26 protein-coding genes and 2 tRNA genes are annotated in these 24,144 nt (G+C 55.3%); 13 read left to right on the top strand and 15 right to left on the bottom strand.

Annotated features, from left to right (window positions below):
* Positions 1–190: 190 nt before the first annotated feature.
* The gene (locus ABF287_RS16430; RefSeq protein WP_347186079.1) at positions 191–481 is read right to left on the bottom strand and encodes an SCP2 sterol-binding domain-containing protein; all 291 of its coding nucleotides are present in this window, start codon (positions 479–481) and stop codon (positions 191–193) included.
* A 160-nt stretch (positions 482–641) separates the two neighbouring features.
* On the opposite strand from ABF287_RS16430, the gene ABF287_RS16425 reads away from it, so the two are divergent.
* The 5 genes from ABF287_RS16425 to ABF287_RS16405 all read left to right on the top strand — a co-directional run bounded on the left by ABF287_RS16425 (position 642) and on the right by ABF287_RS16405 (position 5,688).
* Positions 642–1,124 (top strand): tetratricopeptide repeat protein, encoded by a 483-nt coding sequence (locus tag ABF287_RS16425; RefSeq protein WP_347186078.1) that lies wholly within the window; start codon positions 642–644, stop codon positions 1,122–1,124.
* A 31-nt stretch (positions 1,125–1,155) separates the two neighbouring features.
* Positions 1,156–3,975 carry a helicase-related protein gene (locus ABF287_RS16420; RefSeq protein ID WP_347186077.1) on the top strand — a complete coding sequence of 940 codons (2,820 nt, stop codon included), beginning with the start codon at positions 1,156–1,158 and terminating at the stop codon, positions 3,973–3,975.
* A 1-nt stretch (position 3,976) separates the two neighbouring features.
* Positions 3,977–4,369: an RNA-binding S4 domain-containing protein gene (locus tag ABF287_RS16415; protein WP_347186076.1), complete on the top strand. Its 393-nt coding sequence runs from the start codon at positions 3,977–3,979 to the stop codon at positions 4,367–4,369.
* A 68-nt stretch (positions 4,370–4,437) separates the two neighbouring features.
* Positions 4,438–4,773, top strand: coding sequence for a ferredoxin FdxA (gene fdxA, locus ABF287_RS16410; RefSeq protein WP_347186075.1), 336 nt, complete (start codon positions 4,438–4,440; stop codon positions 4,771–4,773).
* A 390-nt stretch (positions 4,774–5,163) separates the two neighbouring features.
* A complete protein-coding gene (locus tag ABF287_RS16405) occupies positions 5,164–5,688 on the top strand; it encodes a CarD family transcriptional regulator (RefSeq protein ID WP_347186074.1) in 525 nt (174 codons plus the stop codon).
* 84 nt (positions 5,689–5,772) lie between these two features.
* On the opposite strand, the gene cobS is transcribed toward ABF287_RS16405, so the two are convergent.
* Complete coding sequence (gene cobS, locus ABF287_RS16400; RefSeq protein ID WP_347186073.1) at positions 5,773–6,522, bottom strand: adenosylcobinamide-GDP ribazoletransferase; 750 nt, start codon at positions 6,520–6,522, stop codon at positions 5,773–5,775.
* Between the two features lie 94 nt (positions 6,523–6,616).
* Here cobS and cobT point away from each other — a divergent pair, with 94 nt between their 5' ends.
* A complete protein-coding gene (cobT, locus tag ABF287_RS16395; RefSeq protein WP_347186072.1) occupies positions 6,617–7,621 on the top strand; it encodes a nicotinate-nucleotide--dimethylbenzimidazole phosphoribosyltransferase in 1,005 nt (334 codons plus the stop codon).
* Between the two features lie 18 nt (positions 7,622–7,639).
* Here cobT and ABF287_RS16390 read toward each other — a convergent pair whose 3' ends face one another.
* The 3 genes from ABF287_RS16390 to ABF287_RS16380 form a co-directional block, all read right to left on the bottom strand.
* Positions 7,640–9,526, bottom strand: a complete 1,887-nt coding sequence (locus ABF287_RS16390) for a monovalent cation:proton antiporter-2 (CPA2) family protein (RefSeq protein ID WP_347186071.1) — start codon at positions 9,524–9,526, stop codon at positions 7,640–7,642.
* Positions 9,527–9,709: 183 nt separating this feature from the next.
* Positions 9,710–12,445, bottom strand: coding sequence for a hypothetical protein (locus ABF287_RS16385; RefSeq protein WP_347186070.1), 2,736 nt, complete (start codon positions 12,443–12,445; stop codon positions 9,710–9,712).
* A gap of 143 nt (positions 12,446–12,588) precedes the next feature.
* A complete protein-coding gene (locus ABF287_RS16380) occupies positions 12,589–13,593 on the bottom strand; it encodes a hypothetical protein (protein WP_347186069.1) in 1,005 nt (334 codons plus the stop codon).
* A gap of 106 nt (positions 13,594–13,699) precedes the next feature.
* Between ABF287_RS16380 and ABF287_RS16375 the strand changes: the two genes are divergently transcribed.
* The gene (locus ABF287_RS16375) at positions 13,700–14,113 is read left to right on the top strand and encodes a hypothetical protein (protein WP_347186068.1); all 414 of its coding nucleotides are present in this window, start codon (positions 13,700–13,702) and stop codon (positions 14,111–14,113) included.
* 62 nt (positions 14,114–14,175) lie between these two features.
* On the opposite strand, the gene ABF287_RS16370 is transcribed toward ABF287_RS16375, so the two are convergent.
* A tRNA-Tyr gene (locus ABF287_RS16370) sits at positions 14,176–14,259 on the bottom strand.
* Between the two features lie 133 nt (positions 14,260–14,392).
* Here ABF287_RS16370 and rlmB point away from each other — a divergent pair.
* The 3 genes from rlmB to ABF287_RS16355 all read left to right on the top strand — a co-directional run bounded on the left by rlmB (position 14,393) and on the right by ABF287_RS16355 (position 16,399).
* Entirely contained in the window at positions 14,393–15,172 is a 780-nt protein-coding gene (rlmB, locus tag ABF287_RS16365; protein WP_347186067.1) for a 23S rRNA (guanosine(2251)-2'-O)-methyltransferase RlmB, read from the top strand.
* Between the two features lie 100 nt (positions 15,173–15,272).
* Positions 15,273–15,746 (top strand): YHS domain-containing (seleno)protein, encoded by a 474-nt coding sequence (locus tag ABF287_RS16360; protein WP_347186066.1) that lies wholly within the window; start codon positions 15,273–15,275, stop codon positions 15,744–15,746.
* A gap of 209 nt (positions 15,747–15,955) precedes the next feature.
* Positions 15,956–16,399 carry a CoA-binding protein gene (locus ABF287_RS16355; protein ID WP_347186080.1) on the top strand — a complete coding sequence of 148 codons (444 nt, stop codon included), beginning with the start codon at positions 15,956–15,958 and terminating at the stop codon, positions 16,397–16,399.
* A gap of 83 nt (positions 16,400–16,482) precedes the next feature.
* Here the strand turns inward: ABF287_RS16355 and ABF287_RS16350 are convergent, their stop codons facing one another.
* From ABF287_RS16350 to hisA, 4 genes are all read right to left on the bottom strand, one after another.
* Positions 16,483–16,797, bottom strand: a complete 315-nt coding sequence (locus tag ABF287_RS16350) for a phosphoribosyl-ATP diphosphatase (RefSeq protein WP_347186065.1) — start codon at positions 16,795–16,797, stop codon at positions 16,483–16,485.
* 24 nt (positions 16,798–16,821) lie between these two features.
* Positions 16,822–17,619, bottom strand: coding sequence for an imidazole glycerol phosphate synthase subunit HisF (gene hisF / locus ABF287_RS16345; RefSeq protein ID WP_347186064.1), 798 nt, complete (start codon positions 17,617–17,619; stop codon positions 16,822–16,824).
* Between the two features lie 51 nt (positions 17,620–17,670).
* Positions 17,671–18,144 (bottom strand): DUF2867 domain-containing protein, encoded by a 474-nt coding sequence (locus ABF287_RS16340; RefSeq protein ID WP_347186063.1) that lies wholly within the window; start codon positions 18,142–18,144, stop codon positions 17,671–17,673.
* A gap of 105 nt (positions 18,145–18,249) precedes the next feature.
* Positions 18,250–18,972 (bottom strand): 1-(5-phosphoribosyl)-5-[(5-phosphoribosylamino)methylideneamino]imidazole-4-carboxamide isomerase, encoded by a 723-nt coding sequence (gene hisA / locus ABF287_RS16335; RefSeq protein WP_347186062.1) that lies wholly within the window; start codon positions 18,970–18,972, stop codon positions 18,250–18,252.
* Between the two features lie 153 nt (positions 18,973–19,125).
* On the opposite strand from hisA, the gene ABF287_RS16330 reads away from it, so the two are divergent.
* Complete coding sequence (locus tag ABF287_RS16330; protein ID WP_347186061.1) at positions 19,126–19,512, top strand: DUF2147 domain-containing protein; 387 nt, start codon at positions 19,126–19,128, stop codon at positions 19,510–19,512.
* Position 19,513: 1 nt separating this feature from the next.
* Here the strand turns inward: ABF287_RS16330 and ABF287_RS16325 are convergent, their stop codons facing one another.
* The 4 genes from ABF287_RS16325 to ABF287_RS16310 all read right to left on the bottom strand — a co-directional run bounded on the left by ABF287_RS16325 (position 19,514) and on the right by ABF287_RS16310 (position 22,455).
* On the bottom strand, positions 19,514–20,419 hold the full coding sequence (locus tag ABF287_RS16325; RefSeq protein ID WP_347186060.1) for a glutaminase: 906 nt from the start codon (positions 20,417–20,419) through the stop codon (positions 19,514–19,516).
* A gap of 5 nt (positions 20,420–20,424) precedes the next feature.
* Positions 20,425–21,063: an imidazole glycerol phosphate synthase subunit HisH gene (hisH, locus tag ABF287_RS16320; RefSeq protein WP_347186059.1), complete on the bottom strand. Its 639-nt coding sequence runs from the start codon at positions 21,061–21,063 to the stop codon at positions 20,425–20,427.
* Between the two features lie 99 nt (positions 21,064–21,162).
* Positions 21,163–21,750, bottom strand: coding sequence for an imidazoleglycerol-phosphate dehydratase HisB (gene hisB, locus ABF287_RS16315; protein WP_347186058.1), 588 nt, complete (start codon positions 21,748–21,750; stop codon positions 21,163–21,165).
* 72 nt (positions 21,751–21,822) lie between these two features.
* Positions 21,823–22,455, bottom strand: a complete 633-nt coding sequence (locus tag ABF287_RS16310) for a TetR/AcrR family transcriptional regulator (protein ID WP_347186057.1) — start codon at positions 22,453–22,455, stop codon at positions 21,823–21,825.
* A 111-nt stretch (positions 22,456–22,566) separates the two neighbouring features.
* Here ABF287_RS16310 and ABF287_RS16305 point away from each other — a divergent pair, with 111 nt between their 5' ends.
* Entirely contained in the window at positions 22,567–23,163 is a 597-nt protein-coding gene (locus ABF287_RS16305) for a DUF2306 domain-containing protein (protein WP_347186056.1), read from the top strand.
* 117 nt (positions 23,164–23,280) lie between these two features.
* The gene (locus ABF287_RS16300; RefSeq protein ID WP_347186055.1) at positions 23,281–23,778 is read left to right on the top strand and encodes a hypothetical protein; all 498 of its coding nucleotides are present in this window, start codon (positions 23,281–23,283) and stop codon (positions 23,776–23,778) included.
* 124 nt (positions 23,779–23,902) lie between these two features.
* Here the strand turns inward: ABF287_RS16300 and ABF287_RS16295 are convergent.
* Positions 23,903–23,977: transfer RNA gene (locus ABF287_RS16295), tRNA-Gly, on the bottom strand.
* Positions 23,978–24,144 lie beyond the last annotated feature (167 nt).

The following is a 24,144-nucleotide window of genomic DNA, read 5'->3' as shown; positions in this document are numbered from 1 at the left end:
GGCCAGACCCCTGCACGGATGCGCACTGAATCTGCTGTGGTCAGCCAATAGGCCGCGCCGGTATCTGGACCGTCAGCCACATCTTTAAAAAACGGAGCCTTTTCCATATCCATCCTCGAAAAAATAATAAATTCAAATATATAAATGCGCCACGCCGCGACAGCGGGGCGCTATTTTGCATAGGTATCTCTTATGCGAGGGCCGCGCCGAGTTGCATCGCCATGCCCATATCGCCATCCACGGTGAGCTTGCCTTGCATGAACGCGGCTGTTGGGTTCACGTCGCCTTCGATCATGCCTTGAAATGTCTCAACATCGGCCGTGAGCGTCACATCTGCATCATCATCGCCTGCACGTGCGCCGTCTGCATCAACGATGACAGAGCCTTCGTCGGAGATAACAAATTTCGCAGTGCCAGCTGCAAATCCGCCGTCAATCTTTGCATTCAGTGCTTTGACAGCTTCGGTCACGATATCGCTCATAGGTCTTCCTTTGGTTTTATTCATTCACTTCTTTTACATATCGGGCATTGCCCACAAGTGCCAAGAAGCTACACTTACAAATACTATGACCCGTATACGTCAGTTTCTCAAATGTATCGTTACGTTCTTGTGTCTTTGTTTGGCGCAGGGGGCGTTTGCTGTGGATACGGCGAAATTGGACGATTTATTTGCACAGCTTTTGCAGGCTGATCCTGTGGATGCACCGGTCATTGAGCAAAACCTATTCGCAGAGCTGTCCAGATCTGGGTCTGATGCGATGGATCTTTTGCTTGAACGGGGGCGTGAAGCGATTGCTATGGGTGATTCTCGTTTGGCGATTGAACACATGACTGCGCTTGTGGATCACGCGCCGAACTTTGCCGAAGGGTACAATGGGCGTGCAACGGCCTATTATATTGCGGGGCTGTACGGCCCTGCGATGGCGGATATTGGCACGACGCTGACGCTTGAACCACGTCACTTTGGGGCCATGTCAGGAATGGCGCTGATCTTGGACGAGCTGGGCGAATATGACAGCGCGTTGACTGTGTTGAAGGCCATTCGCGATATTTATCCGCTTATGGAGGGATTGGACGAAAGAATTGAACGTCTGGAACTGGCACTTTCAGGTGTCGCGCTTTAAATGACATCCAAAGGCTAAAAGGGCAGGTGCCATGAGCAGCGCGATGGGGCTTAATCCCCGTATCACAGCCGTGTTGGGGTCGACCAACACCGGCAAGACCCATTACGCGATTGAGCGGATGTTGACGTATCGATCTGGTGTGATCGGTCTGCCGCTGAGGCTTTTGGCCCGCGAGGTCTATGACCGCATCGTTGAAATGCGCGGGCCTTCTGTTGTGGCGCTTGTCACAGGCGAAGAGCGCATCGTGCCGCCACGCACGCAATATTGGGTCTGCACCGTTGAGGCCATGCCCAGCGACATAGGCCCCGATTTTCTAGCCATTGATGAAATCCAGCTTTGCGCCGATCCTGAGCGCGGGCATGTGTTTACGGATCGCCTGCTCAATGCGCGTGGCACGCATGAGACGCTGTTCCTTGGCTCTGAAACGATGAAATCGGTCATCGCGGAATTGGTGCCCAAAGCCCAGTTCATGCGGCGCGAGCGGTTTTCGACGCTGAGCTATGCGGGGTCGAAAAAGCTGGGCCGCATGCCGGAACGTGCTGCAATTGTTGGGTTTTCCGTAGACAACGTCTATGCCATTGCCGAGCTTTTACGCCGTCAAAAGGGCGGGGCTGCGGTTGTGATGGGGGCGTTGTCTCCGCGCACGCGCAACGCGCAGGTCGAGATGTATCAAAACGGTGAGGTCAACTATTTGGTGGCCACAGACGCCATCGGGATGGGGCTGAATCTGGATGTGTCCCATGTGGCCTTTTCAGCCACGCGCAAATTCGATGGACGGCGCATGCGTGATTTGATGCCCAATGAATTGGCGCAAATTGCCGGACGCGCTGGGCGGTATCAGACCGATGGCACCTTTGGCGTCACCGGCGAAGCATCTCCGCTGGACGAGGGCGTGATTGAAGCGATTGAACAGCATCGGTTTATGCCTTTGAAAAAGCTCAACTGGCGCAACACGCGGCTTGAGTTTGGCACCGTGGACACGTTGATCGGGACGCTGGAACAGCCCCCGAATGACCCCAGTTTGATCAAAGCGCGCGAGGCAGATGACTTGGCATCGCTGAAGACGTTAGGTCATTTGCAAACCGTTCGCAGCCGTGTGCGCGGCAGTAAAGACGTGCGGTTGTTGTGGGATGTCTGCCGAATCCCCGACTTTCGCAGTATTTCACACGGCGAACACACCAGCCTTTTGGAGCGGATTTTTGATTTTCTTCATGGGGTTGGGCGGATTCCCGACGATTTCCTTGCGGGACAGATGAAGCGTATTGACCGCGTGGAAGGGAACATTGATACCCTCTCTAAAAGACTCGCCTATGTGCGCACTTGGACGTATGTTGCGCAGCGCACGGGTTGGGTTGATGACGAAAAGCATTGGCGTTCGGAAACGCGCGCAGTAGAAGACCGATTGTCAGACGCGTTACACAACGCATTGACGCAAAGATTTGTTGACCGGCGGACGAGTGTTCTCCTCCGGCGGTTGAAACAGAAGGAGGGCCTTGTGGCCGACGTAAACGAAAAAGGTGAAGTGACGGTTGAGGGTGAACTCATTGGCCGTTTGGAAGGGTTCCGTTTTAGCCAAGATAAGGCTGAGACAGCGGATGAAGCAAAGACATTGGCCCAAGCGGCTGTGGCTGTGCTCGCCCCTGAATTCCACTTGCGCGCCGACCGGTTCTACAACGCACCGGATACTGAAATGGATTTCACCGAGCAGGGTGGCCTCATGTGGGGCGAACACGCTGTTGGGAAATTGGTGGCGGGTGACGACGCAATGAAACCACGTGTTGTGGCGTTCGTTGACGAAGTTGCAGGCCAAGATGTGATCGACAAGGTCACACGCCGGTTGCAGCATTTCATCGACCGCAAAGTCTCAACACTGTTTGAGCCTCTGATCGCGATGTCCAAAGACGAAGCGCTCACAGGTTTGGCCCGTGGCTTTGCCTTCCGCATGGTTGAAAACCTCGGCGTGCTTGAACGCGGTGCTGTTGCGACTGAAGTGAAAGAATTGGACCAAGAAGCCCGTGGTGCGTTGCGCAAGCACGGCATCCGCTTTGGTCAGTTCACCATCTTCATGCCTGCGATTTTGAAACCTGCGCCGACACGTTTGCGTTTGTTGCTGTGGTCTTTGTCTGCAAAACACGACGAAGCCCCTGACAGCCCGCCCCCTGGTTTGGTGACAATTCCAGCCGCGGCGCATGCGCCTGAAGGCTACTACGCGATGTCTGGCTACCGTTTGGCTGGCGCGCGTGCGATTCGTATCGACATGTTGGAGCGCTTGGCAGATTTGCTGCGCACCAAAGACAGCCGCGCTGGTTTCGAAGCCAACCCGGACATGTTGTCGATCACTGGCATGACTTTGGAACAATTCGCTGATTTGATGGCGGGCCTTGGCTACGCTGCTGAAAAAGGCGAACGCGTTAAGGTCAAAGCGGCACCTGAAGCTCCGGCGGCGGAAACTGCCCCTGCGGAGGCATCTGAGACACCAGCCGACGCCGAAACACCCAGCGTTGAAGCTGTTGCCGAAGAGGCTGCCGTTGAGGCGGCTGCAAACGCAGCCCCAGCAGAGGCTGCCCCAGCTGAAATGGAAGTGTTCTACACCTTCAAATGGGGTGGCAATCGCGGTGCAAACCGTGGCGGCAACCGTGGTCAGCGTCGTCAAGACGGCGATGCGCAAGGCAAAGGTCGCCCGCAAGGCAAGGGCAAACCACGCCGTGACGGTGGCAAAGGCAAACGCGACGGCGGCAAAGGTGGCAACAAGCCGCAATCTTTCTCTGCACGCCCTGCGAAAAAAGAAAAAGCCATTGATCCTGATAACCCCTTCGCAGCAGCGCTGATGGGTTTGAAAGACTCTAAATAAGTTGGAAAAGCGGGAAACGATACGCCTCGATAAGTGGCTGTGGTATGCCCGCTTTTTCAAAACCCGCTCTCTGGCCACAAAGTTGGTCAGTGGCGGGAATGTTCGGGTCAATTCGAACAAAGTTTCCAAGCCATCTGTTGCTGTCGGCGCGGGCGATGTTTTGACATTTGTCCAAGCTAAAGTGGTCAAGACCGTGCGCATCGAAGCCTGTGGAACGCGACGTGGCCCAGCCCCCGAAGCACAACTGCTTTACGAAGATCTTTCGCCACCGCCTGAACCCAAGACAAAACCGGGGGAATTCGTTCCACCTGTGCCTAAATATGAGGGAAAAGGTCGCCCGACGAAGAAAGATCGCCGCAAGAGCCTCCTTTCCCGCTTTGATCTGCTTGAATGATCGCGCGCGGGGCGTTAGCAAAGGCCAAAGTTGAATTCCTGCCATTTTGATATTCTGGATACATCGCAATGACCTATGTCGTGATCGAAAACTGTATTTCTTGTAAATACACTGACTGTGTTGAAGTTTGCCCTGTTGATTGTTTCTACGAGGGTGAAAACATGTTGGTCATTCACCCTGATGAATGCATCGACTGTGGTGTGTGTGAGCCTGAGTGTCCTGCAGATGCGATCCGCCCAGACACAGAGCCAGAAATGGAAAAATGGGTTGAATTTAACCGCAAATATTCCGAAGCATGGCCGGTGATCTTGTCCAAGAAAGATCCAATGCCTGGTTACGAAGAGAAAGACGGCCAAGAAGGTAAAATGGCTGAGTTCTCTGAAGCAGCTGGCGAAGGCGGCTGATCGCTTTTTGAGACGACGCGCGCCTGCTGAGTGTTGCGGGCTGACGCGAATCATATCGCTTTGAAGGCCCACGCCATGTGTGACATGCGTGGGTCTTTCTTTCACAAAACCGCGCATTTCGGTCCGCTTTTACTACTATATCTCTGCGAAAACGGGCCAAATGCTGCCGCCTCTCGATGGCTGCACTTTTAAAAGGTCGGTTTTTTTGGTATGGTGGAACAACAACATTAGGACATACCTGCCTCACCCCCACCAGCACCGCTTGTCTGGGGCTTGAGTTTTTTGCGCCTTAATTGATCGATGGATCAATTGACCCTGCGGCATCTGCCAGCATGAGCGACGCGAAATAGGGAGTTCTAACTATCTGTACTTTGAGGAATTAGACTGCATATGAGCAAGACCAATAGACCCGACTACAGCCCGAATGATTTCGTCGTCTACCCGTCACACGGTGTTGGCAAAGTTGTTTCAATCGAAGAACAAGAAATCGCGGGTATCTCTCTCGAACTTTTCGTCATTGCGTTTGAAAAAGACAAAATGACCTTGCGCGTTCCAACGCATAAAGCCGACGAAGTTGGCATGCGGTCTTTGTCTTCGCCTGACGTCGTAGCACACGCTATGAAAACGCTGAAAGGCAAAGCCAAAGTGAAACGCGCGATGTGGTCACGTCGTGCGCAAGAGTACGAACAAAAGATCAACTCCGGCGATCTGATTGCCATCGCAGAGGTTGTGCGCGACTTGCACCGCACCGACGATCAACGCGAACAGTCCTATTCTGAGCGTCAGCTGTACGAAGCGGCCTTGGAGCGTATGACACGCGAAATCGCAGCTGTTGCCGGCACCGACGAAGTCGAAGCCGCAAAAACAGTCAGCGAAGTTTTGATGTCCCGCACGCCGCCACCTGCAGCTGCGTAAGCGTCTTTAAATCAAAAAAAACCGCCGCAAGATCACTCTTGTGGCGGTTTTTTCATGGGCTTTTGCTCGCGTATGGCGGTCCGCTTAAAGTGTTGAAAACACCAACAGGACGCTGATCTCACACAAGATTTGGGTTGCCCCCAAAATGTCGCCGGTTTGTCCGCCGATTTTGGCCTTGGCGATTTTGATCACGCTCCATACGACTGCGGCGCAGACACTCGCCGCCACAACAGTGGGGACAAACCCGCCAAACACAACTGAAACGCCCAAGGCAATCACCGCCCCCAAAACCACAGGTTTTCCTGTCGGTCGACCGGTTGTGACCGACAATCCATCTGAGCGCGCATGGGGCAACAGGGTCATGACAAAGGGCATCGCTGCGCGTGACAATACGGCGGCTGCAACCATGGCGCCCAAATGCATGGTGTTGACGACGGTGGCAAAGGCGGACACGCGCAAGGTCATCGCAAGGATCAGCGCCAAAACACCATAGGTGCCGATATGACTGTCGCGCATAATCGCAAGGCGGCGCGCAGGCTCCCAGCCGCCCCAAAGACCATCGGCGCTGTCGGCCAATCCGTCTTCGTGCAGCGCACCTGTTACAATCACACCGCAAACAATGGCGATCACGGCCGAGACGCCCAAGCCCAATCCAACCCAGTCGCCCAGCAAAGCGATGAACAACACGCCAAGCCCAACAGCCGCGCCGACAATAGGAAACGCCCAAGTGGCCTCGGCCGTGCGCTCAAAGCGGGCCTTGACGGGCAGGCGGGTCAACAGCGCAAACGCCGTTTTGATATCGCCAATCTGGGGACGAAATGGGCGATGTGTCATCGGGAAAACGCTCCATGCGGCAAAATTGATCTGTAAACCTTTAGGCCAAGCAGATAGACAAACTGCGACACAAAGACAATGACGGAGCACGGACATGGGTTTTACCTCACTCAGCGCATTCAACGCCATTTTGGCCGACTTACCAGACGCTGATCAGGACGCTTTGCTAGGCGCACAGGCACGCAATGCGACACTGACCAAACCCGCTGGCTCCTTGGGGCGTTTGGAAGAGATCGCCATGTGGTACGCGTCTTGGCGCGGCGATGCGCGCCCTGATGTGAACGCCCCGCAAGTGATTATTTTCGCGGGCAACCACGGCGTGACTGCGCAAGGCGTGTCCGCGTTCCCACCAGAAGTAACAGTGCAAATGGTGGCAAATTTTGAGCAGGGCGGTGCCTCAATCAACCAATTGTCGAAAAACGCAGGCGCTGCCATGTCCGTGCACGCCATCGAATTGGATCGCCCAACCGAAGATTTCACCACAGCCCCCGCAATGTCAGAAGAAGACTGTGTGGCCGCGCTCTTGATTGGCTGGAACGCTGTTTCAGAAACGTCGGACCTATTGGTGGTCGGCGAGATGGGGATTGGCAACACGACCCCCGCTGCGGCGATTGCAAACGCCTTGTTCGGCGGTGCGGCAGCCGAATGGACTGGGCGCGGCACAGGCGTGGATGATGCGGGTCTACAGATCAAAACGGACGTCGTGGCCAAAGGCGTTGCCAAATTTGGCGCGCAAGATCCTTTGCAGGTTCTGGCGGCTTTGGGCGGGCGCGAATTGGCCGCGATGGCGGGCGCAATTGCACGCGCGCGCGTGCTGCGCATTCCGGTGATTTTGGACGGGTTCATCTGCTGTGCCGCAGCTGCGACGCTTGAAAAAGCACATGCAGGCGCGTTGGAGCACTGCATTGCAGGGCATGTTTCAGCCGAATCCGGCCATGCCCGTTTGCTCGATGCGCTTGGCAAACAGGCTTTGCTCGATTTGGGTCTGCGCCTTGGCGAAGGCTCTGGTGCTGCGCTGGCCATTCCTGTGGTGCGCGCCGCTGTGGCCTGTCATTCTGGCATGGCAAGCTTTGCCGAGGCGGGCGTCTCAGAAGGGTAAGCGCCGCCTCAGTGGCCGCTAGGACACCTTGGTGTCCGTGTCGCGCCCTTGTTGCAATTGCGTGACCAGCGCGGCCTCAAGATCAATGTCCAAGGCTTTGGATCGCTCCACATAGGCGGGGTTGTCTGCAACAGGTTTGCCCGGTTCCCACAGCTCCGCCAATTCGCGCAGCGCGTGGCGGTCGTGTTGGTAGTAAGCCTGTTCGCTCATGGAGGCGTCATAGTCTGACAACCCCATTTCTTCCAAGACATAGCGCCCCGCACGCAACGACGAGTCAAACATCTCACGTACGATTTTGTCAGCCCCCGCGCGGTAGAGTTCATACACATGAATTCGGTCGCGCGCGCGGGCGATGATCATCAGGTCAGGCTTCGCCTTGCGGCCAAACTCAACCAATTTGACAGCCGCTTTTGGATCATCCACCGCGACCACAAGGATCTTGGCGTTTTCCAATCCGGCCGCATGCAAAAGATCGGGCCGCGTCGGATCGCCGAAAAAGCCTTTGATCCCGAATTTGCGCATCACTTGAATGACCTTCAAATCGTGGTCGATGACAGTGGTTTCAAAGCCAGATGCGCGCACCAAACGGTTGACTGATTGGCCAAACCGCCCGATGCCCGCAATGATGATTTTCTGTTTGTCGTCGATTTCATCGTCCGGTTGCGTGGCATCCATTTTTGCCGAAATGCGCGCGCGCAGATAATCTTGGAACATGAAAAACAACGGTGTGAACAGCAAGGACAAAGCAATAATCAGTAACAGCCGCTCGCCGAGCCACAGTTCCAAAACGCCTTGCTGCAAGGAGAACGTCGTCAACACCATGCCGAACTCGCCAGCCTGCGCGAGTGACAGCGCGAGCAACCACTGCCCACGGGTGCGCAACGAAAATAGGCGCCCGATCAGCAGCAAAATACCACCCTTGAGCAACATCAATCCCACCGTCAGGGCGATGATTTCAATCGGGTCGCGGAACAGAATCGTAAAGTTGATCCCCGCGCCAACGGCGATGAAAAACAGCCCCAGCAACAGGCCTTTGAACGGTTCAATCGAACTTTCCAATTCGTGGCGAAATTCCGTATTGGCCAAAACAACACCGGCCAAGAATGTCCCCAAGGCTGGCGACAAGCCGACGGCGCTCATCAACAGGGCGATCCCAACCACAATGAAAAGCGACACGGCCGTGTAAAGCTCGCGCAGGTTCGCCGCATGGATGAACCGAAAGAACGGTCGCGTTAAGAACACGCCTGCGAAAATGATCAACGCCACGGCACCCAAGGTGGCCAAGGTGACGCCCCATCCTGGCAAGGTTTGCACCCACGTCGCATCCTCATGCGCCAGCGTTTGCACGCCGCGCGAAATTGACCCGTCTGGGTTGAACGACAAAAACTGTCCCACAGCCAAAAGCGGCAAAATCGCAATCATCGGAATGACCGCGATGTCTTGGGTCAACAGCACAGAAAACGACGCGCGCCCACCGCCGGTTTGCATGAGCTTTTTCTCGGATAACGTCTGCAACACAACCGCTGTAGACGACAGCGACAGGATCATCCCTATCGCCACAGCAGTTTGCCACGCGAAGCCCATAAACATCGACGCCCCTGCGATAGCGCCCAAGGTCAAAAAGATTTGCAGCCCCCCAAGGCCCAGCAATTTGTGCCGCATGTCCCAAAGCGCGCGGGGGTCCAGTTCTAGCCCGATGAGAAACAGCATCATCACCACGCCAAACTCGGCGAAATGCAACAGGTCTTCGCTTTCGTTGTGCTGAATGAGCCCCAAAATCGGCCCAATCACGATCCCTGCCAGCAAATATCCAAGGACAGATCCCAAGCCCAGACGCCGCGCCAAGGGAACGGCGATAACAATTGCACTGAGATAGATGAAAAACGGTGTCAGGATGCTGAGCATCTTTGCAGGTGACCTCTTTGTAAGTGCGCGTGCGTTTCGATCCGCGCATTCGCTTCCGCGAAACGCGTTCCAGATACCTTAGTGTCTCGTGCTGGCGCAGCAAGTGCAAGCCATGTGAAAGGGGGCGCAAGTGAGTGGCAGACAGAACCTGCGTAAAAAGCCAGCGATAATCCGTAGATTCGGTTAACCGCCGATCGTTAATGTCCGCGATTTTCCGTTTTTGATATAGGTGAGCGAGCTGCTTGAAATGGATTGAACGCGGCCCCCGTCAACGCGGTCGCCAACTTTGACTTTTGTCAAACGCCCCGATGGCAAGCGCACCAAGGCGCGGCGATCAGAATTGGACCCGTAAACCCCCATCAAATTGACTTTGCGCAGATTGATCGCGTTTTCGACAGTCGCCGCGCGTGCCACTGTGGTTTTGGTGGGGCCAGACGGAACTTTGGGCGCGGGAACGGCTGCTGTGACGCGCGCGGCCGCCGCATTGTTGCTGGATGTATCTTGTTCGGTCGGTGCAGCGGCCGCGGCCGCCGCTTCGGCTGCTTTGGCGGCAGCTGCAAGTTTGGAAATGTTGTTGGGACGCGCGTCGGGGATCAAGGACGCAGTTACGACAGGTGCCGTTGCTGATGGCGCAGCTTCACCTGCGGCTTTTGCCGCAGCCAATGCGGATTGTTGGGCTGACACAGGCCGCAGGGTGGGGCGAAACGCGCCAAGTTCGGCGTAGGTCAACCCACCTAGATTGGCTTGTTCGTTTTGCTCAATCAGCCCATCTGGACGCAAACGTGGAACGTATTGGGCCAAAAGCGCGCGCTCAGGATCTGGGGCTGTTTCTGCGTCTGGCGTGGATGCGGTCGCATCAACGTCTGGGCGCAGGCTGGGGACAATAGGCGGCGTGCCAGCAAAAACACGGACACCGGACGGGGTGAGTGCGCCTTCTGGCGTTGCACGGACCAAGCCCCGTTCATCAAGGTCGAACTTTGTGCCCGCAGGGGCAGGGCGCGTCTCAGGGCGTGGGGCGCTGTCGATGTCACGCGGCAGTGAATTTGGCAAAGCAACGGCATCTTGCGACTGAATTTTGGGGTCAATCGATGCAATATACAAATCGCCAATAGTTTCTTCCACCGCACCTGTGCCCGCGGTTGGTGCAATCGGCCAAATGCCCGTCGCAGCATATTGCCGGTTCAGTTCCTCGAAATCGATCGGTGCATCGTTGAAGGCGATCGGAGTGTCGTCGAAGGTGATAGGTGGATCCGTTGGGATCGGGGTTGTGGCCAATTCTGGCGCGCTGGCTGTCGCTGCCTCCGCCACTTCTTCTGCTTGCGGTTCTGGTGCGGGGATGGGCGCAAGCGGCACGGATGAACTGACGTCTGGCGCAGCTTCGATTTGCACTGTCTCAGCCGGTTGCGGCGTGTCTGGGGACCGCATGATCCATAGGCCTGCCAAAGCAATCACAGCCGCAGTTGCAGCAAGCGCACCAATTTTTTTCGGCGTTAAGGTCATGTTGGTTGGGGCAACAAAGCCGGCAAAGACTTCAGATTTCGGGGCCGTCGGCGGAGCAACTTTGCGCGATGCTGCAAGGGGCTTAGACGTCGTAGAGGCTGCCTTGGGGGCTGAAGCAGTGGGCTTTGCTGTCGCCGCGGTCGCCTTTGGAGCACTGGTCGCGCGCATTTTTTCTTGTGCTGCGGTTTGCAGTTTCGCTGCTTTTTCGGCGCTGCGGTTTTTCAAGGCCGAGAATATAACCAGTCCGGTTTGTCCCAGTTTTGACAACGCAGCACTTGGTGTCACGGCCCCCTTTTTCTCGGCTTCGGTGTGATCAAGCGGGAACGGATCGGTTTTGGCTTTCAAGCGCGCAGATGTGGGTGCTCCGGCGATGAGACGGCTTTGATCCGGCGTTGGCAGCGTTTGCGGAGCTTCGGGGCGACGCGGCGGCACGACAGCAGCAGGCATTGCTGGCGGCTCTGGCAGAGGCTCAGATTTTGGCGGTTTGGGCGCAGGTTTTGGCGGCTTTGGTGGTTCGTCCGGTGGGACGATGCCTGCGGTGATCGCCACATGCGGATGTTCGACTTGCCGTTGTTGCTCTGCATCTAATGCCAGTTGTTCGGTCTCATCTGGGATCGCTTGCGCGGTCACACGTTGGGTGGCTTTGTCTTCGGCTGGTTTTGGCGCAGGGTCTGGGCGTTTGGTGTCGGCTTTGGGGGCCGCAGATGGTGTTTGCGTTTTGGCCGTCGCGGTTGTTTTGGAAACGTCTTTTGGCGCTTGCTCCGGTGTTTGCGCAGCCTCTTCTGGCTTTGACGCAGCCTTTGGTGCAACTGTTGCCGCTGGTGCGGTGACTTTCGGCGCAGCGGGTGCAGGTGGTGTTTCTTTTACGTTTTTGACGGATTGCGTGGACAAAATGTCGGTGTCGCGTTCGACCTCGGTGCCTTTTCCGATCAACCGATCTGCGCAGGTGGTGCGTCCGAAAAAAGGCTCAATTTCAAACGAGTCTGCCTCTGGCGTGGCGACGAATGCCAAGGGATTAAAACGGTGCTGGGTGGCGAAGTCTTCGGCTTCGCGCAAGGTGTCGCGCGCCACGACTGCGATTTGGATCTGGCCGTCTGTCACGTGCCAGTCGTACACCAATTCGTTCAGCTCATAGGGTGTCGCCCCTGCAAGCGCGGCTTCGATCGCTTTTTTGCGTTTTGATGCGCTTTTGCCTGGATCAGGAATTTGGCGATACAAAATCTGGCTGTTGGGAATGGCCAGCTTTGTTGACACGCCAGCCGTCGCCAAAGAGGTGGCCGTGCTGTGAAGGCGCGCAATTGCAGCGTCTAAGTCGGGATCCTCAAGAGACACGTCACCAACGCTATTCCACCCGTTCGAGACGCGGTGAAGCAGCGTGATGCCATCCTCATGAAAACGTAAAGCGAAATTTGGTTTCATACTGTGCGCGTGACCCGATTGCGACGCGCCATGTGAGGCGCGGTTCCTGTACTGTGCCACGCTATCTTAAGCGCTCGTCTGTGCAAAGAAAAACTGAAGTTTGCCACTTGGCGGTTTGTCGCGGACCTTGCAGGGCGACGCGGCTATCGCATCCACAATTTGGCTTTCTTGATGCGGTTGCGGATCATCTTTTCTCGAAGGGGTAAGTTGTCTTGATCAAACATGTCGCGCACTTTTTGACCTTTGTTTTGGAACACCATGCGCTTCATTGGCTCGTATTCTTTCAGCACTTTCTTGATCCAATTGGGGGCGCTGGCGCTTTGCAGTTTCGCGATTACATCGTCGCTTTCACGCGCAAACAGCAACGGGAATGTGCGGTAGTGACATGACATCGCGCCATCCAATGTATCCTCAGGAATGGTGCGGCGCGCGCCGCCAAAGGAATGGATCACCAATGGCAAGGCGACTTGGTCCAACCATGGATCAAAGGATTGCAGCTCGGCAGCTTCTGGTGGATCGGATTTGATGTCTAGGGCGTACTGCATGAACCGTTCGCCGAACAATTTGGGACATTTGTAAAAGAAAAAGCCCGCGTTGAAATAGAGATAGCGCTTCCAGTATTCGTCGGGCTGATCAAGGTCGAGAGTGCTTTCAAACTCCAAGCCGAACTTGTCGTAAAGCGATTTCCAAATCTCGCCATAGCCCGGACCATAGAGTTCGATTTCAGGCCACGTGCCTTCGGCCTTGAGCGACGCACAAGGACGGTCGAAATCAAACGGGATGGTCGAAATCGGACCGGTGATTAACGTATCGGAATCGAAAAAGACAAAGGGCTCGCCTTCCGGCAAAGCCTTGAGCACCTCGATCTTGTTCCCGTACGGATAGGACTGGCCAAAATGCACGCTTTCAAAGGGCAATATTTCTGCATTGAGGCGTTTCAAAGCTGTCAGAAGATCGGTGTTTTGAATCTTAGGATTTTCGCTCCAATTGGGGCCAGGTTGGGGTTCTGCGATGAACAGACGCCCTTTGAAATCAGGGTCGTTTTCGCGCAAAGACGCGGCAAACAACAAAGCCTCATACATCAAACGTCCGTTCTGGCCGATGACCACAACATTGAACGATTTTGATTTTTCTGATGTTGGTGCCATACTGGTTCCGTTTTCTTTTGAGCGCTGCCCGATTTTTGGGAACTATAGGCCCAATGCCATACGTTCAAAAGGTTACAATTTCGATTGTCATAACGAGGAGCCACACATGAGACGTTTTTTGCCACTCATCCTTGCGTTTTCGATGACGCTGCCAGCAGCTGCGGCAAATTTTACCACGTCAGCAGAGGTGAAGCCGATATTGCAGGCCACAAAAGCATCTTGGGTTGCGGTGCGCCTTTATGAGGGCAGGGATCTTTTGTATTTCACCAATCTTTTGGCGTGGCGCTGTGGTGTGTCGAAAATTGAATATGCCGTGAATGGCGGCGACATGACCGCCTTTGAGCCGGAACCTTGCTATTTGGATGAGGCGCAGCCCAACGCAATGAAAGTGCAGACGCTCGACACGGTTTTGGTGCCGTATGATCCAAATTCGGTTGAAACGGTGGATGTGCGCCTGACCTTTGATGACGACACTGTCGAGGATGCGTCCTACACGCGTGCAAACATCCAAATCGACTGAGCGAGCAGCGAACACCAACCCGAAGTTGGTCCACCAAAACTATTCTATTGTAAGAGAATAAATGGTGGGCGACCCTGGAATCGAACCAGGCGTGGGTCTCCCCGGCGGAGTTACAATCCGCTGCCGCACCTTGCAGCCCGTCGCCCACTCGGATGCGTTTGCATCGTTGTGTGCGGGGTGGATACAAGTGCTGTGCAGGAGCGTCAACAGGAAAATTGCTTGTATCTCAACAAACCGCAAGGCAAGGAGAGGGCGCAGCGAAAAACGGGATATCTGGTCATGAAAAAACCCCAATGGGTCGTCGAAAAAGAACAACACAAACGCAAAGCCGCCGCGATGACGGTTTGGCTGTTTGGTTTGCATGCCGTGCGCGATGCGCTGCGCAACCCTGATCGCGAAAAGTTAAAGCTTGTTGTGACCAAAAACGCTTACAATCGGCTTGCTGAAGATATCGAAGCGTCCGGCATGGAGCCAGAAATCGTCGAGCCGCGCAAATTTGATGTGCCGATTGATGCGCAATCTGTGCACCAAGGCGCTGCCTTGGAAGTGAAGCCTTTGACGTGGGGCTCCATCGAAGAGGTGTGTTTGGCCGCAGGCGAGGGCATGCCCACGGTGGTTTTGCTTGACCAAGTGACGGATCCACACAATGTGGGCGCGATTCTGCGGTCTGCTGAGGTGTTCGGCGCGGAAGCTGTGATTGCCACGGCGCGACATGCAGCACCCGAAACCGGTGCTTTGGCGAAAACGGCCTCTGGTGCGTTGGAACGCCAGCCATATTTGCGCGTGCGCAACTTGGCGGACACAATGATCAAGTTGCAAGAGATGGGCTTTGTCTGCCTTGGTCTTGACGGTACGGCTGACGTCGAATTGGACGATGCATTGACGCAGATGTCCAACATGCCTGTTGCGCTTGTGATGGGCGCGGAAGGCCCTGGTTTGCGTCAAAAAACCAAAGAGACCTGTGATGCGTTGGTGAAAATTCCTTACAAGCGCGATTTCGGGTCTTTGAACGTATCGAACGCCGCTGCTGTTGCATTGTATTCCGCGTCAAAACGTTAAAACACGCAAAGTCGGTAACGTTCAATCACGCTTGCGTAGGGGGGCTTCTCAAGGGGCCTCCTAACCCGCATCCTTTTACCATTTACAAAAGGATATCGAAATGATCACACGCCGTTCTCTACTTGCTCTTGCCGTTGTCCCCGTTGCTGGCGCTTTGCTGGCCCCGTTTGCCAGTGTCGCTGATGAAATGGCCAAGATGAAAGTTTACACCCAAGACGGTGTGGCCATTCGCGGAGCCGATCCGGTGGCGTATTTTGCCCAAAACGCATTTGTGCAAGGCGATGCGTCGCATGCTTTGGAGTGGGGCGGCGCGACATGGCATTTTGCCTCTGCGGAAAACAAGGCCACGTTCATGGCAGACCCTAAAACATACGCACCTCAGTTTGGTGGGTACTGCGCTTATGCGGCGTCTAAAGGTGCGTTGGCAGATGGCGATCCCGAAGCTTGGACCATCCACAACGGCAAGCTGTACCTGAACTTTTCCAAAAATGTGCGCACGATTTGGTTGGAAGATCGCGATGCCAACATCGCGCTCGCTGAGGCCAATTGGCCGACCCTCAGCATGCAAAACTAAAGGGCTGGGGAAGTCACATCATGTTCACGTTTAAATTATCTGCTCTTCAAAACCCGTAGATGGTCCCTAAGTATATAGGGAGACGCGCATTGGAACAGGCGCGATCTACCCTATGTCCCTCGTTCCACACTTTGCCCGAGCCAGTCCCCGGCTCGGGCTTTTTTATGGATTACGCTTTAAACCTTTGGGTTTCGGGTTATCTTAAACTTATGAGCCACATTGATCGTCTGTCGGACCCCGATATTGTCCGTATCCTAACTGAGACCCGCGTGATTGCGCTGGTCGGCGCATCGCCGCGTCCAGAACGGGCGTCGCACCGCGTGGGAAATTTCTTGGCTGCACACGGCTACAAGGTGATTCCCGTCAATCCGGGGCAGGCAGGCAAGCAATTGTTCGGCCAAACCTGTGTGGCGCGTTTAAGTGACATTGAGGAACCGGTTGATATGGTCGACATCTTTCGCCGCTCTGAAGACGTGATGCCCGTTGTCGAAGAGGCGCTTGAGCACCTTCAGGGGCTTAAAACCATTTGGATGCAATTGGACATCGTCAACGACAAAGCGGCCGCCTTGGGCCGTGCGCAGGGCGCCGAAGTGGTGATGGATCGCTGTCCCGCGATTGAAATCCCGCGATTTGGCTTGGCTAAAGTCGCATAAGACCATTCAGCAAGCCTTCCAAAGACGGCGTGCATGTCTGGTGTTGTCTATGAGTATTTAGTCCAAGAAAAAGCGCGGTTGTATTAGCCGCGCGACGCTTTTTCTGCGATGCCAGACACGCCTGCGCGGCGGTCAAGTTCGTCCATGACCTCAGACAAAGTGATGTCGCGTGCCGCCAGCATAACGCCGAGGTGATAAATCACGTCTGCGGCCTCATATGTCAGGTTCTCGCGGTCATCTTTGGCGCAGGCTATGATGGCTTCAATGCTTTCTTCGCCAAATTTCTCGGCGCATTTGTCAGCGCCTTTGGATAGCAATTTTGCAGTCCAAGAGCTGTCTGCATCTGCGGATTTGCGCTCAGCGATGGTGGCGGCAAGGCGGTCTATGGCGTGGGTCATGTCATCAATCCTTAATTCAGGTGCTCAATTGAGCCGCATCGGAATGCCATTGGCGGCCATGTGTTCTTTGGCTTCTTGAATGGTGTAGTCGCCAAAGTGGAAAATACTCGCGGCCAACACGGCACTGGCGTGACCTTCGGTGACGCCTTCGACCAAGTGATCCAAATTGCCCACACCGCCAGAGGCAATCACCGGCACATTCACCGCATCGGCAATGGCGCGGGTCATTTTCAGATTGAACCCCGCACGGGTGCCATCACGATCCATCGAGGTCAGCAGGATTTCACCAGCGCCTTTGGCCGCGATCAATTTGGCAAATTCAACCGCATCAATCGGATTGCCGTCTTTATCAAGGGCTGGTTTGCGCCCCCCATGGGTGAAAATGCCCCATTTGTTCGGCGTGCCATCTGCATCGGTGCCGATGGTTTTCGCATCAATCGCGCAGACGATGCACTGACTGCCAAAGCGATCCGCAGAGCGCGCGATCACATCTGGATCGGCCACAGCCGCGGAGTTGAACGAGACTTTATCAGCCCCTGCCAACAGCAAATCCCGCACATCGTCAGGTTTGCGCACGCCGCCGCCGATGGTGAGCGGCATGAAGCATTGCTCGGCCGTGCGCGTGGCCAGATCAAACATGGTGCCGCGATTTTCATGGGTGGCTTTGATGTCGAGGAAACACAACTCATCCGCGCCCGCCGCATTGTAAGCGATGGCCTGTTCCACAGGATCGCCCGCGTCGATCAGATCAACGAAATTAACGCCCTTAACAGTGCGCCCTTCGGCGACGTCGAGGCAAGGGATGATGCGGGTTTTGAGCATGGGGCAGGTCCGTGTGTATGCGGTGTTGCCCTGTCTTTACTTGGCTCGCGCCTATGATGCAATTGGCGTGGTGGTTTTATGGCGCGCAATACGTTTCATACAATCGCGGACAATCAGCACGTGAAAGGGCATGATGACGGCTAAATAGGCGCGTCCTAAGGCGTTGTTGCGGTGCACCCAAGTGGCCATATGGATCATCTCGCCTTCGCGTTTTATAGCGATGCGAAAGTTGAGATGGTTGTCATCTGTGCCAAGGATCAATTCGTCGTTAGAGTCATAGGTGACAGGAAAAATGGCATCTGGGCCAGCGTCAGAGGTGTCCGTTTTAAGCCCCAAAGGTTTGACGATCGCATTGCGCAATTTCAGCAATGTATCGGCCCAAACGGGCATCGACAGGCCAATTTTCGCGGCCTCGCTTGGCGATAAATCAGAGCGTACGGCATAGCCATCGATGAAATCGTCGGTCTGGACCATAGACCAAAGATGCGAGGATTGTGGCAGCGGGGTTTTGACAACCTGAGACATTTTGAAACTCATACATATGTGCGTGTGGGGCCAGACTACACAAAAAAACACCGCCCCCCAGTGGGAGCGGTGTCGCATGTCATTTTGTCGCTGTTTGCGGATGGCTTAGCCTTTGAGAACGGCCAATGCTTCGCCCAGATCAATTGCGCCATCGTACAAAGCGCGGCCTGAGATTGCACCATTGAGCGGCGCGCCGCAGGTTTTAAGGTTACGCAGATCATCAAGGGACGACACGCCGCCAGAGGCGATCACGGGGATGGAGACGGCGTTGCCAAGCGCCGCCGTGGCTTCCACATTGGGCCCTTGCATGGCGCCATCGCGGTTGATGTCGGTGTAGATGATTGCGGCGACGCCTGCGTCTTCGAATGATTTCGCCAAATCTGTCACGTTGACGTTGGTTTCTTCGGCCCAGCCTTTGGTCGCGACCATGCCATTGCGCGCGTCAATACCCACAGCCACGTGACCGGGGAATTCTTTGGCTGCGAGACGCACGAGGTCGGGGTTTTCAACAGCAACAGTGCCCAAGATCACACGCTCCAAGCCTTTGGACAGCCAGCGTTCGATTGTGGCCATATCACGGATGCCGCCACCAAGTTGGGCTGGGACTTTGCACTGTTTCAAAATCTCTTCGACAGGGGCGGCATTCACAGGTTCGCCCGCGAAAGCACCGTTCAGGTCAACCAAATGCAGCCACTCACAGCCCGCATTTACAAATTCCAAAGCCTGCGCGGCTGGGTTGTCGTTGAACACCGTAGCTTGATCCATTTCGCCTTTGTACAGGCGCACGGCGTTGCCGTCTTTGAGGTCAATTGCGGGGTAGAGGATCATGGCGTCGGCCCTTTCAAGAAACTGTTGCGTCCCTTTGCCATGATCGAGCGGAAAATGCAAAGAGGCAGCGTGCCATGTTTTTCCGCCACGTCAGACTTGCCACACTGGCCAGCTGCGTTTCAGGATCGTGCAAATGGTAGGGAGGAACCGTTCATGAATAAATTGGTACTGGCCGCAGGGCTTGTTTTGGGGATGTCTGCGCCTACTTTTGCGGCTGATCCGGTTGAAGGTGTGTGGCAAACGCAGGTGGACGACGGCGCCTATGCATATGTCACGATTGCACCCTGTGGGACGAAAATTTGTGGCCACATTTCGCGGACGTTCAATGAAACTGGCGAATATAAGTCCAAAAACCTTGGCTTGAAGCTTGTGTGGGACATGGCTGCAGCTGGCGGCGGCAAATATAAAGGGGGGCGTATTTATCAGCCTTCCACGGGTAAGACCTTTAAATCCAAGATGGCTTTGAATGGCGATATTCTAAATGTATCTGGCTGCGTTGGACCGATTTGCAAGAAACAAGTTTGGGCTTTGGTGAAGTAGCCTAGCTAAACACAGACCAATCCATGGATTTGGCCAAGGCTTCCATCGCTTCTGTGCCCAGTTTTGAATTGCCGTAAGCATTCAATCCGGGCGACCAAACGGCGATGGAGGCGACGCCAGGATTGATCACCAAAATGCCGCCGCCGACGCCGGATTTTCCGGGCAAGCCAACGCGGAACGCGAAATCGCCGGAGCCGTCGTAATGCCCGCAGGTCATCATTAAGGCTTGGATGCGGCGCGCGCGGCTTTTGGTGACAAGACGCGCACCGACGCCTGTGCCGAGCAAAAAGCGCCCCGCGCGGGCCAGTTGCACGCAAGTCATATCAATGGCGCATTGATGGCAATAGGTGCCCAAGGTCATTTGCGGCTCTTGGGTGAGATTGCCGTAGGATTTCATATAGTGGGCCAGTGCGAAGTTGCGATCAGCTGTTTCCAACTCGCCACGCGCAACGGCTTCGTTGATGTGAATATCGTCATCATCCGCCGCATCGCGCACGAACCGCAGCAAACCGCCAAGCGCCTCGCGCGGGGTGGACCCTTTGAGGTATGTGTCTGTGGTGACAAGCGCGCCCGCATTGATGAAGGGATTGCGCGGAATGCCGTTTTCGCGCTCAAGCAACATGATGCTGTCAAAGGAAGACCCAGACGGTTCGCGCCCCACATGTTTCCACAGCGCGTCTCCCACTTTGCCCAAGGCCAATGCCACGCCGAAGACTTTGGAAATCGACTGAATGGAAAACGGTGTTTCGGCATCACCCGAATGAAATTCGCGCCCATCGGCCAAGCAGACGGCGATGCCAAACTGGTTTGGGTCCACATCCGCCAAATCCGGAATGTAGCTGGCCGGTGTGCCGCGCTCAGGATCTTGACCAATCGTCGCCGTGATATGATCCAGAATCTCCTGCATAGCGATTAGGGCTTCCAGTTGAGAAAGTTCGCGAGAATGCGCAGACCTGCCGCTTGGCTTTTTTCGGGGTGGAACTGACAGCCGATCATGTTGTCACGCCCGATGATGGCCGTGATGTCGCCTGCGTAATCCACATGCGCCAAACGGTGCGCAGGATTTTTGACGCGCACGTGATAGGAGTGGACGAAATAAGCGTGTTCGCCGGTGTGAATGCCGTCCAAAACAGGGTGCGGATTGTCGATCACCAGATCGTTCCAGCCCATGTGAGGCACCTTGAGCGCTTTGTCTTTCGGGTCGATGTGCACAACGTCGCCTGCAACCCAGTCAAAGCCAGCGGTGTCTTTGTATTCATGACCCGTGGTGGCCATCATCTGCATGCCGATGCAAATGCCCATAAAGGGGCGCGCATTATGGGTGACTTGCTCTTCGATGGCCTCAAACAGGCCTGTGTGGTCGAACAAATGCGCTTTGCATGCCGGAAAAGCCCCATCGCCCGGCAAGACGATACGGTCCGCTTTTGCCACGACATCAGGGTCAGAGGTGACGATCACTTCGCCAGCATCTGCCTCGCGCGCCATACGTTCAAACGCTTTTTGCGCCGAGTGAAGATTGCCGCTGTCGTAGTCTACAAGTGCTGTGAGCATGGGGGTCTCGTCATGAAAAATCGTAGGGAAAGGGTGGGCGGTGTCGCCCACGCCTGATCAGTTTTGGCGCAATGTCAGTCTTGGCGCAATGAGAGTGGCTTAGAGCTTGCCCTTGGTTGACGGCAATTGCCCAACCATGCGCGGATCAGTTTCAACAGCCATGCGCAGTGATTTCGCCACCGACTTAAACGCCGCTTCTGCAATGTGGTGGCTGTTCACGCCGTGCACCAGATCGATGTGCAACGTGATGCCGCCGTGGGTGCTAAGCCCTTGGAAAAATTCGCGCACCAGCTCTGTATCGAAAGTGCCGATTTTGGCGGATGGGAAGTCAACATTCCACACCAAGAACGGCCGCGCAGAAATATCCAGCGCGCTTGCCACTTGGGTGTCATCCATCGCCAAGGCAAAGTGCCCATAGCGGTTCATACCCTTTTTGTCGCCCACAGCCTCGGTCAAGGCTTGGCCCAAAGCGATGCCCACATCTTCGACAGTGTGGTGGTCATCAATGTGCAAATCGCCGTCTGCCCGCACGGTCATGTCGATCAACGAGTGGCGCGACAATTGATCCAGCATGTGGTCGAAGAACCCAACGCCAGTTTGGTTGTCGTAAATGCCAGTGCCATCGAGATTGATCTCGACGCTGATTTTGGTTTCAGCCGTGTCTCGGGTGATTTTCGCTGTGCGCATGATAGGCCTCAATCGGTGATTTGAGGCGTTTATAGGCGGCAATTGCGCTCAGGCCAAGCGCTGTTGCACCGCTTAGGGCATCACAGGCGTCAATGGTGGCAAAAGCGTCTCGAATGGAATCAGCGTGCCTGTGGTTGGATGGGTGGATTTGTTGAAGGCGCGCAGCTCGGCATAGCCATGCACCAAGGACCATATTTGCAGCTCATTCACGCCAGCACCGTGGGGCGAGGGGGCGAACAACGCGCAGACATCCGCAAGTTCATCATACGACAGTTGGCTGGCCGCCACGAGGTCTGGGTCATCGCATTGATTTTTGAAATCGGTGTTGAAAATCAAACTGAACAGCGCGGGCTGTTCGTCTGCGAAACGCAGGTACCCGTTGCAGATGCCTTGCAATTGATCTTGGGCGCTTTGGCCAAGGGTATAGCGGTCTGCCTTCATATAGGTGGTAAAGGTGTCAAAGCCGCGTGTGGCGATTGCCGCCAACAGGCCCGCTTTGCCGTCGAAATGATGGGCTGGTGCGGCATGTGACACGCCCGCGCGTGCGGCCGCTTTGCGCAATGTAAGCGGGCCTGCGCCTTCGTCCGCCAAAATCGCCAAGCCCGCGTCGATCAAACCTTCGCGTAGATCTTTGGATTTATGAGGTTTCTTGTCCGACTGCGTTGCGTTCGGAGTTTTTGCGACGGGCGCGGGTGTGTCTGTCATGGTTCTTCCTTTGCCTGTGTATTTCATAAGCGACTTGACAGTGTCAAGTGATCACCGTTATGCATTAGCTTGACAGTGTAAAGCTCACGCAAACTAAAAGAGAGACACGTGATGACAATTCCGAAATATACCAAGCCGGTACTCTGGGTTCTTTGCGTTCTGGTGGCGCTGATTTCGCTCGCGGGGCAGCGCGGCCCGATTCCCATAACCATGCCGCATTTGGCTCATTTTGTGGTGGATGCCAAAGTCGCTCTCTACGGTCACATTATCTTTGGTCCGATCGCGATTTTGCTGATGCCGTTGCAATTCATGTCCAAACTGCGGGCGCGTCGTCGTGGGCTGCACAGGGTGACGGGGCGCATCTATGTTGCCTCCGTCATGATCGCAGCCGTCAGTTCACTCGCGATGTTGCCAAGCTCTTTGGCCACGCCGTGGGCGCTGTCTGGCTTTGCTGTGCTGGCCGTTTTGTGGATGGCATTCACACTGAAGGCTGTGACGGCTGCACGGGCAGGGGACATTCAAACGCACCAAAGGTGGATGATCCGCTCTGCGACGTTGACCTTTTCCGCGGTGACGCTGCGCTTGATCATGGCGCCTTTGATGATCGCGGGGTGGAGCGTGGTTGAGACCTATAACGTGACCGCTTGGGGGGCTTGGGTGCCGATACTGATCTTTGTTGAGTGGTTTGTTTTGCGAAAAGCGAAATAGTCACACTTCAACGGCGCTTAGGCGGACCGCTTTTTGGGGAAAATTTTGTGAAATTAAGACTAAGTTAAGTAACTTTTGGTTCAAATACGATTGAAGGATTGTAGCTGGAGACCCCCCTTGAGATTACTGATCATGCATGGAGACCTTAAGACCACAACGCGGTGGCAGGTCGCCTTTGGGGCGCGTGGTCATCATGTGCGTCGTGCGCGCAGCATTGATAGCGCGGAACAACAGTTGCGCGAAGATCGCTTTGATCTGTTGCTGTTTGATTTCTTGGTTGACGGGCAAAGCTGCCTGTCGACAGCGCTCTTGGCACAGTTCCATCAACCCCACATCTTGTCGGTCTTGGTCTCGGACCGTTCCCCTGAGCTGCAAGGGGACATGTACGCGCGTTTGGCCAGCTTGCGGTGTATTCTGGGCACCGAAACGCCAATGGCTGATTTGGTGGCGATTTGCGAAGAACTGGTGCAGACCGCGCGTAAAGACCGCGTGACGTTGCCGCCGAGAAGAAAATTCGCAGGCAGCGCCAAATTGGCAGCTCTGGAAGCACTCTACCGTGGTCGCAAGGGCGCAGAGACCGACTTTGATGATCGCAGTCTGAGCGCGCCACTTTAACCCAAAAATATGCCCATCCGGTCGATCCAGTCGGTCGCGTGATACGCGCGCCGTTTGGCATGTGATCTGTGAGCAGGGCACAAAAAAGGCCGCCCGAAGGCGACCTGTTTTTGTTCTTTGTATTTGGAGCGGGCGAGGCGATTCGAACGCCCGACCCTAACCTTGGCAAGGTTATGCTCTACCCCTGAGCTACGCCCGCTTCCTTCGGACCGGAACATCGGCCCTATCGTTTGTGCTTTTCGCTGCTCTCAGCGTTTGGCTGGGTAAGCCAAATCTCTCATGGGTGTGAGAGAACCAATTGGAGCGGGCGAGGCGATTCGAACGCCCGACCCTAACCTTGGCAAGGTTATGCTCTACCCCTGAGCT

It is taken from the genome of Pacificibacter sp., assembly GCF_039769035.1.
Lineage (GTDB): Bacteria > Pseudomonadota > Alphaproteobacteria > Rhodobacterales > Rhodobacteraceae > Celeribacter.
The sequence above is the reverse complement of the archived record's forward strand: the minus strand, read 5'-3'. Positions and strand labels throughout refer to the sequence as shown.

Excerpts from the sequence above, each read along its gene's own strand:
- ABF287_RS16430 (WP_347186079.1), bottom strand. The coding sequence starts at position 481 with ATGAGCGATATCGTGACCGAAGCTGTCAAAGCACTGAATGCAAAGATT.
- ABF287_RS16420 (WP_347186077.1), top strand. The coding sequence starts at position 1,156 with ATGAGCAGCGCGATGGGGCTTAATCCCCGTATCACAGCCGTGTTGGGG.
- fdxA (WP_347186075.1), top strand. The coding sequence starts at position 4,438 with ATGACCTATGTCGTGATCGAAAACTGTATTTCTTGTAAATACACTGAC.
- ABF287_RS16405 (WP_347186074.1), top strand. The coding sequence starts at position 5,164 with ATGAGCAAGACCAATAGACCCGACTACAGCCCGAATGATTTCGTCGTC.
- cobS (WP_347186073.1), bottom strand. The coding sequence starts at position 6,522 with ATGACACATCGCCCATTTCGTCCCCAGATTGGCGATATCAAAACGGCG.
- cobT (WP_347186072.1), top strand. The coding sequence starts at position 6,617 with ATGGGTTTTACCTCACTCAGCGCATTCAACGCCATTTTGGCCGACTTA.
- ABF287_RS16390 (WP_347186071.1), bottom strand. The coding sequence starts at position 9,526 with ATGCTCAGCATCCTGACACCGTTTTTCATCTATCTCAGTGCAATTGTT.
- ABF287_RS16385 (WP_347186070.1), bottom strand. The coding sequence starts at position 12,445 with ATGAAACCAAATTTCGCTTTACGTTTTCATGAGGATGGCATCACGCTG.
- ABF287_RS16380 (WP_347186069.1), bottom strand. The coding sequence starts at position 13,593 with ATGGCACCAACATCAGAAAAATCAAAATCGTTCAATGTTGTGGTCATC.
- ABF287_RS16375 (WP_347186068.1), top strand. The coding sequence starts at position 13,700 with ATGAGACGTTTTTTGCCACTCATCCTTGCGTTTTCGATGACGCTGCCA.
- rlmB (WP_347186067.1), top strand. The coding sequence starts at position 14,393 with ATGAAAAAACCCCAATGGGTCGTCGAAAAAGAACAACACAAACGCAAA.
- ABF287_RS16360 (WP_347186066.1), top strand. The coding sequence starts at position 15,273 with ATGATCACACGCCGTTCTCTACTTGCTCTTGCCGTTGTCCCCGTTGCT.
- ABF287_RS16355 (WP_347186080.1), top strand. The coding sequence starts at position 15,956 with ATGAGCCACATTGATCGTCTGTCGGACCCCGATATTGTCCGTATCCTA.
- ABF287_RS16350 (WP_347186065.1), bottom strand. The coding sequence starts at position 16,797 with ATGACCCACGCCATAGACCGCCTTGCCGCCACCATCGCTGAGCGCAAA.
- hisF (WP_347186064.1), bottom strand. The coding sequence starts at position 17,619 with ATGCTCAAAACCCGCATCATCCCTTGCCTCGACGTCGCCGAAGGGCGC.
- ABF287_RS16340 (WP_347186063.1), bottom strand. The coding sequence starts at position 18,144 with ATGTCTCAGGTTGTCAAAACCCCGCTGCCACAATCCTCGCATCTTTGG.
- hisA (WP_347186062.1), bottom strand. The coding sequence starts at position 18,972 with ATGATCCTCTACCCCGCAATTGACCTCAAAGACGGCAACGCCGTGCGC.
- ABF287_RS16330 (WP_347186061.1), top strand. The coding sequence starts at position 19,126 with ATGAATAAATTGGTACTGGCCGCAGGGCTTGTTTTGGGGATGTCTGCG.
- ABF287_RS16325 (WP_347186060.1), bottom strand. The coding sequence starts at position 20,419 with ATGCAGGAGATTCTGGATCATATCACGGCGACGATTGGTCAAGATCCT.
- hisH (WP_347186059.1), bottom strand. The coding sequence starts at position 21,063 with ATGCTCACAGCACTTGTAGACTACGACAGCGGCAATCTTCACTCGGCG.
- hisB (WP_347186058.1), bottom strand. The coding sequence starts at position 21,750 with ATGCGCACAGCGAAAATCACCCGAGACACGGCTGAAACCAAAATCAGC.
- ABF287_RS16310 (WP_347186057.1), bottom strand. The coding sequence starts at position 22,455 with ATGACAGACACACCCGCGCCCGTCGCAAAAACTCCGAACGCAACGCAG.
- ABF287_RS16305 (WP_347186056.1), top strand. The coding sequence starts at position 22,567 with ATGACAATTCCGAAATATACCAAGCCGGTACTCTGGGTTCTTTGCGTT.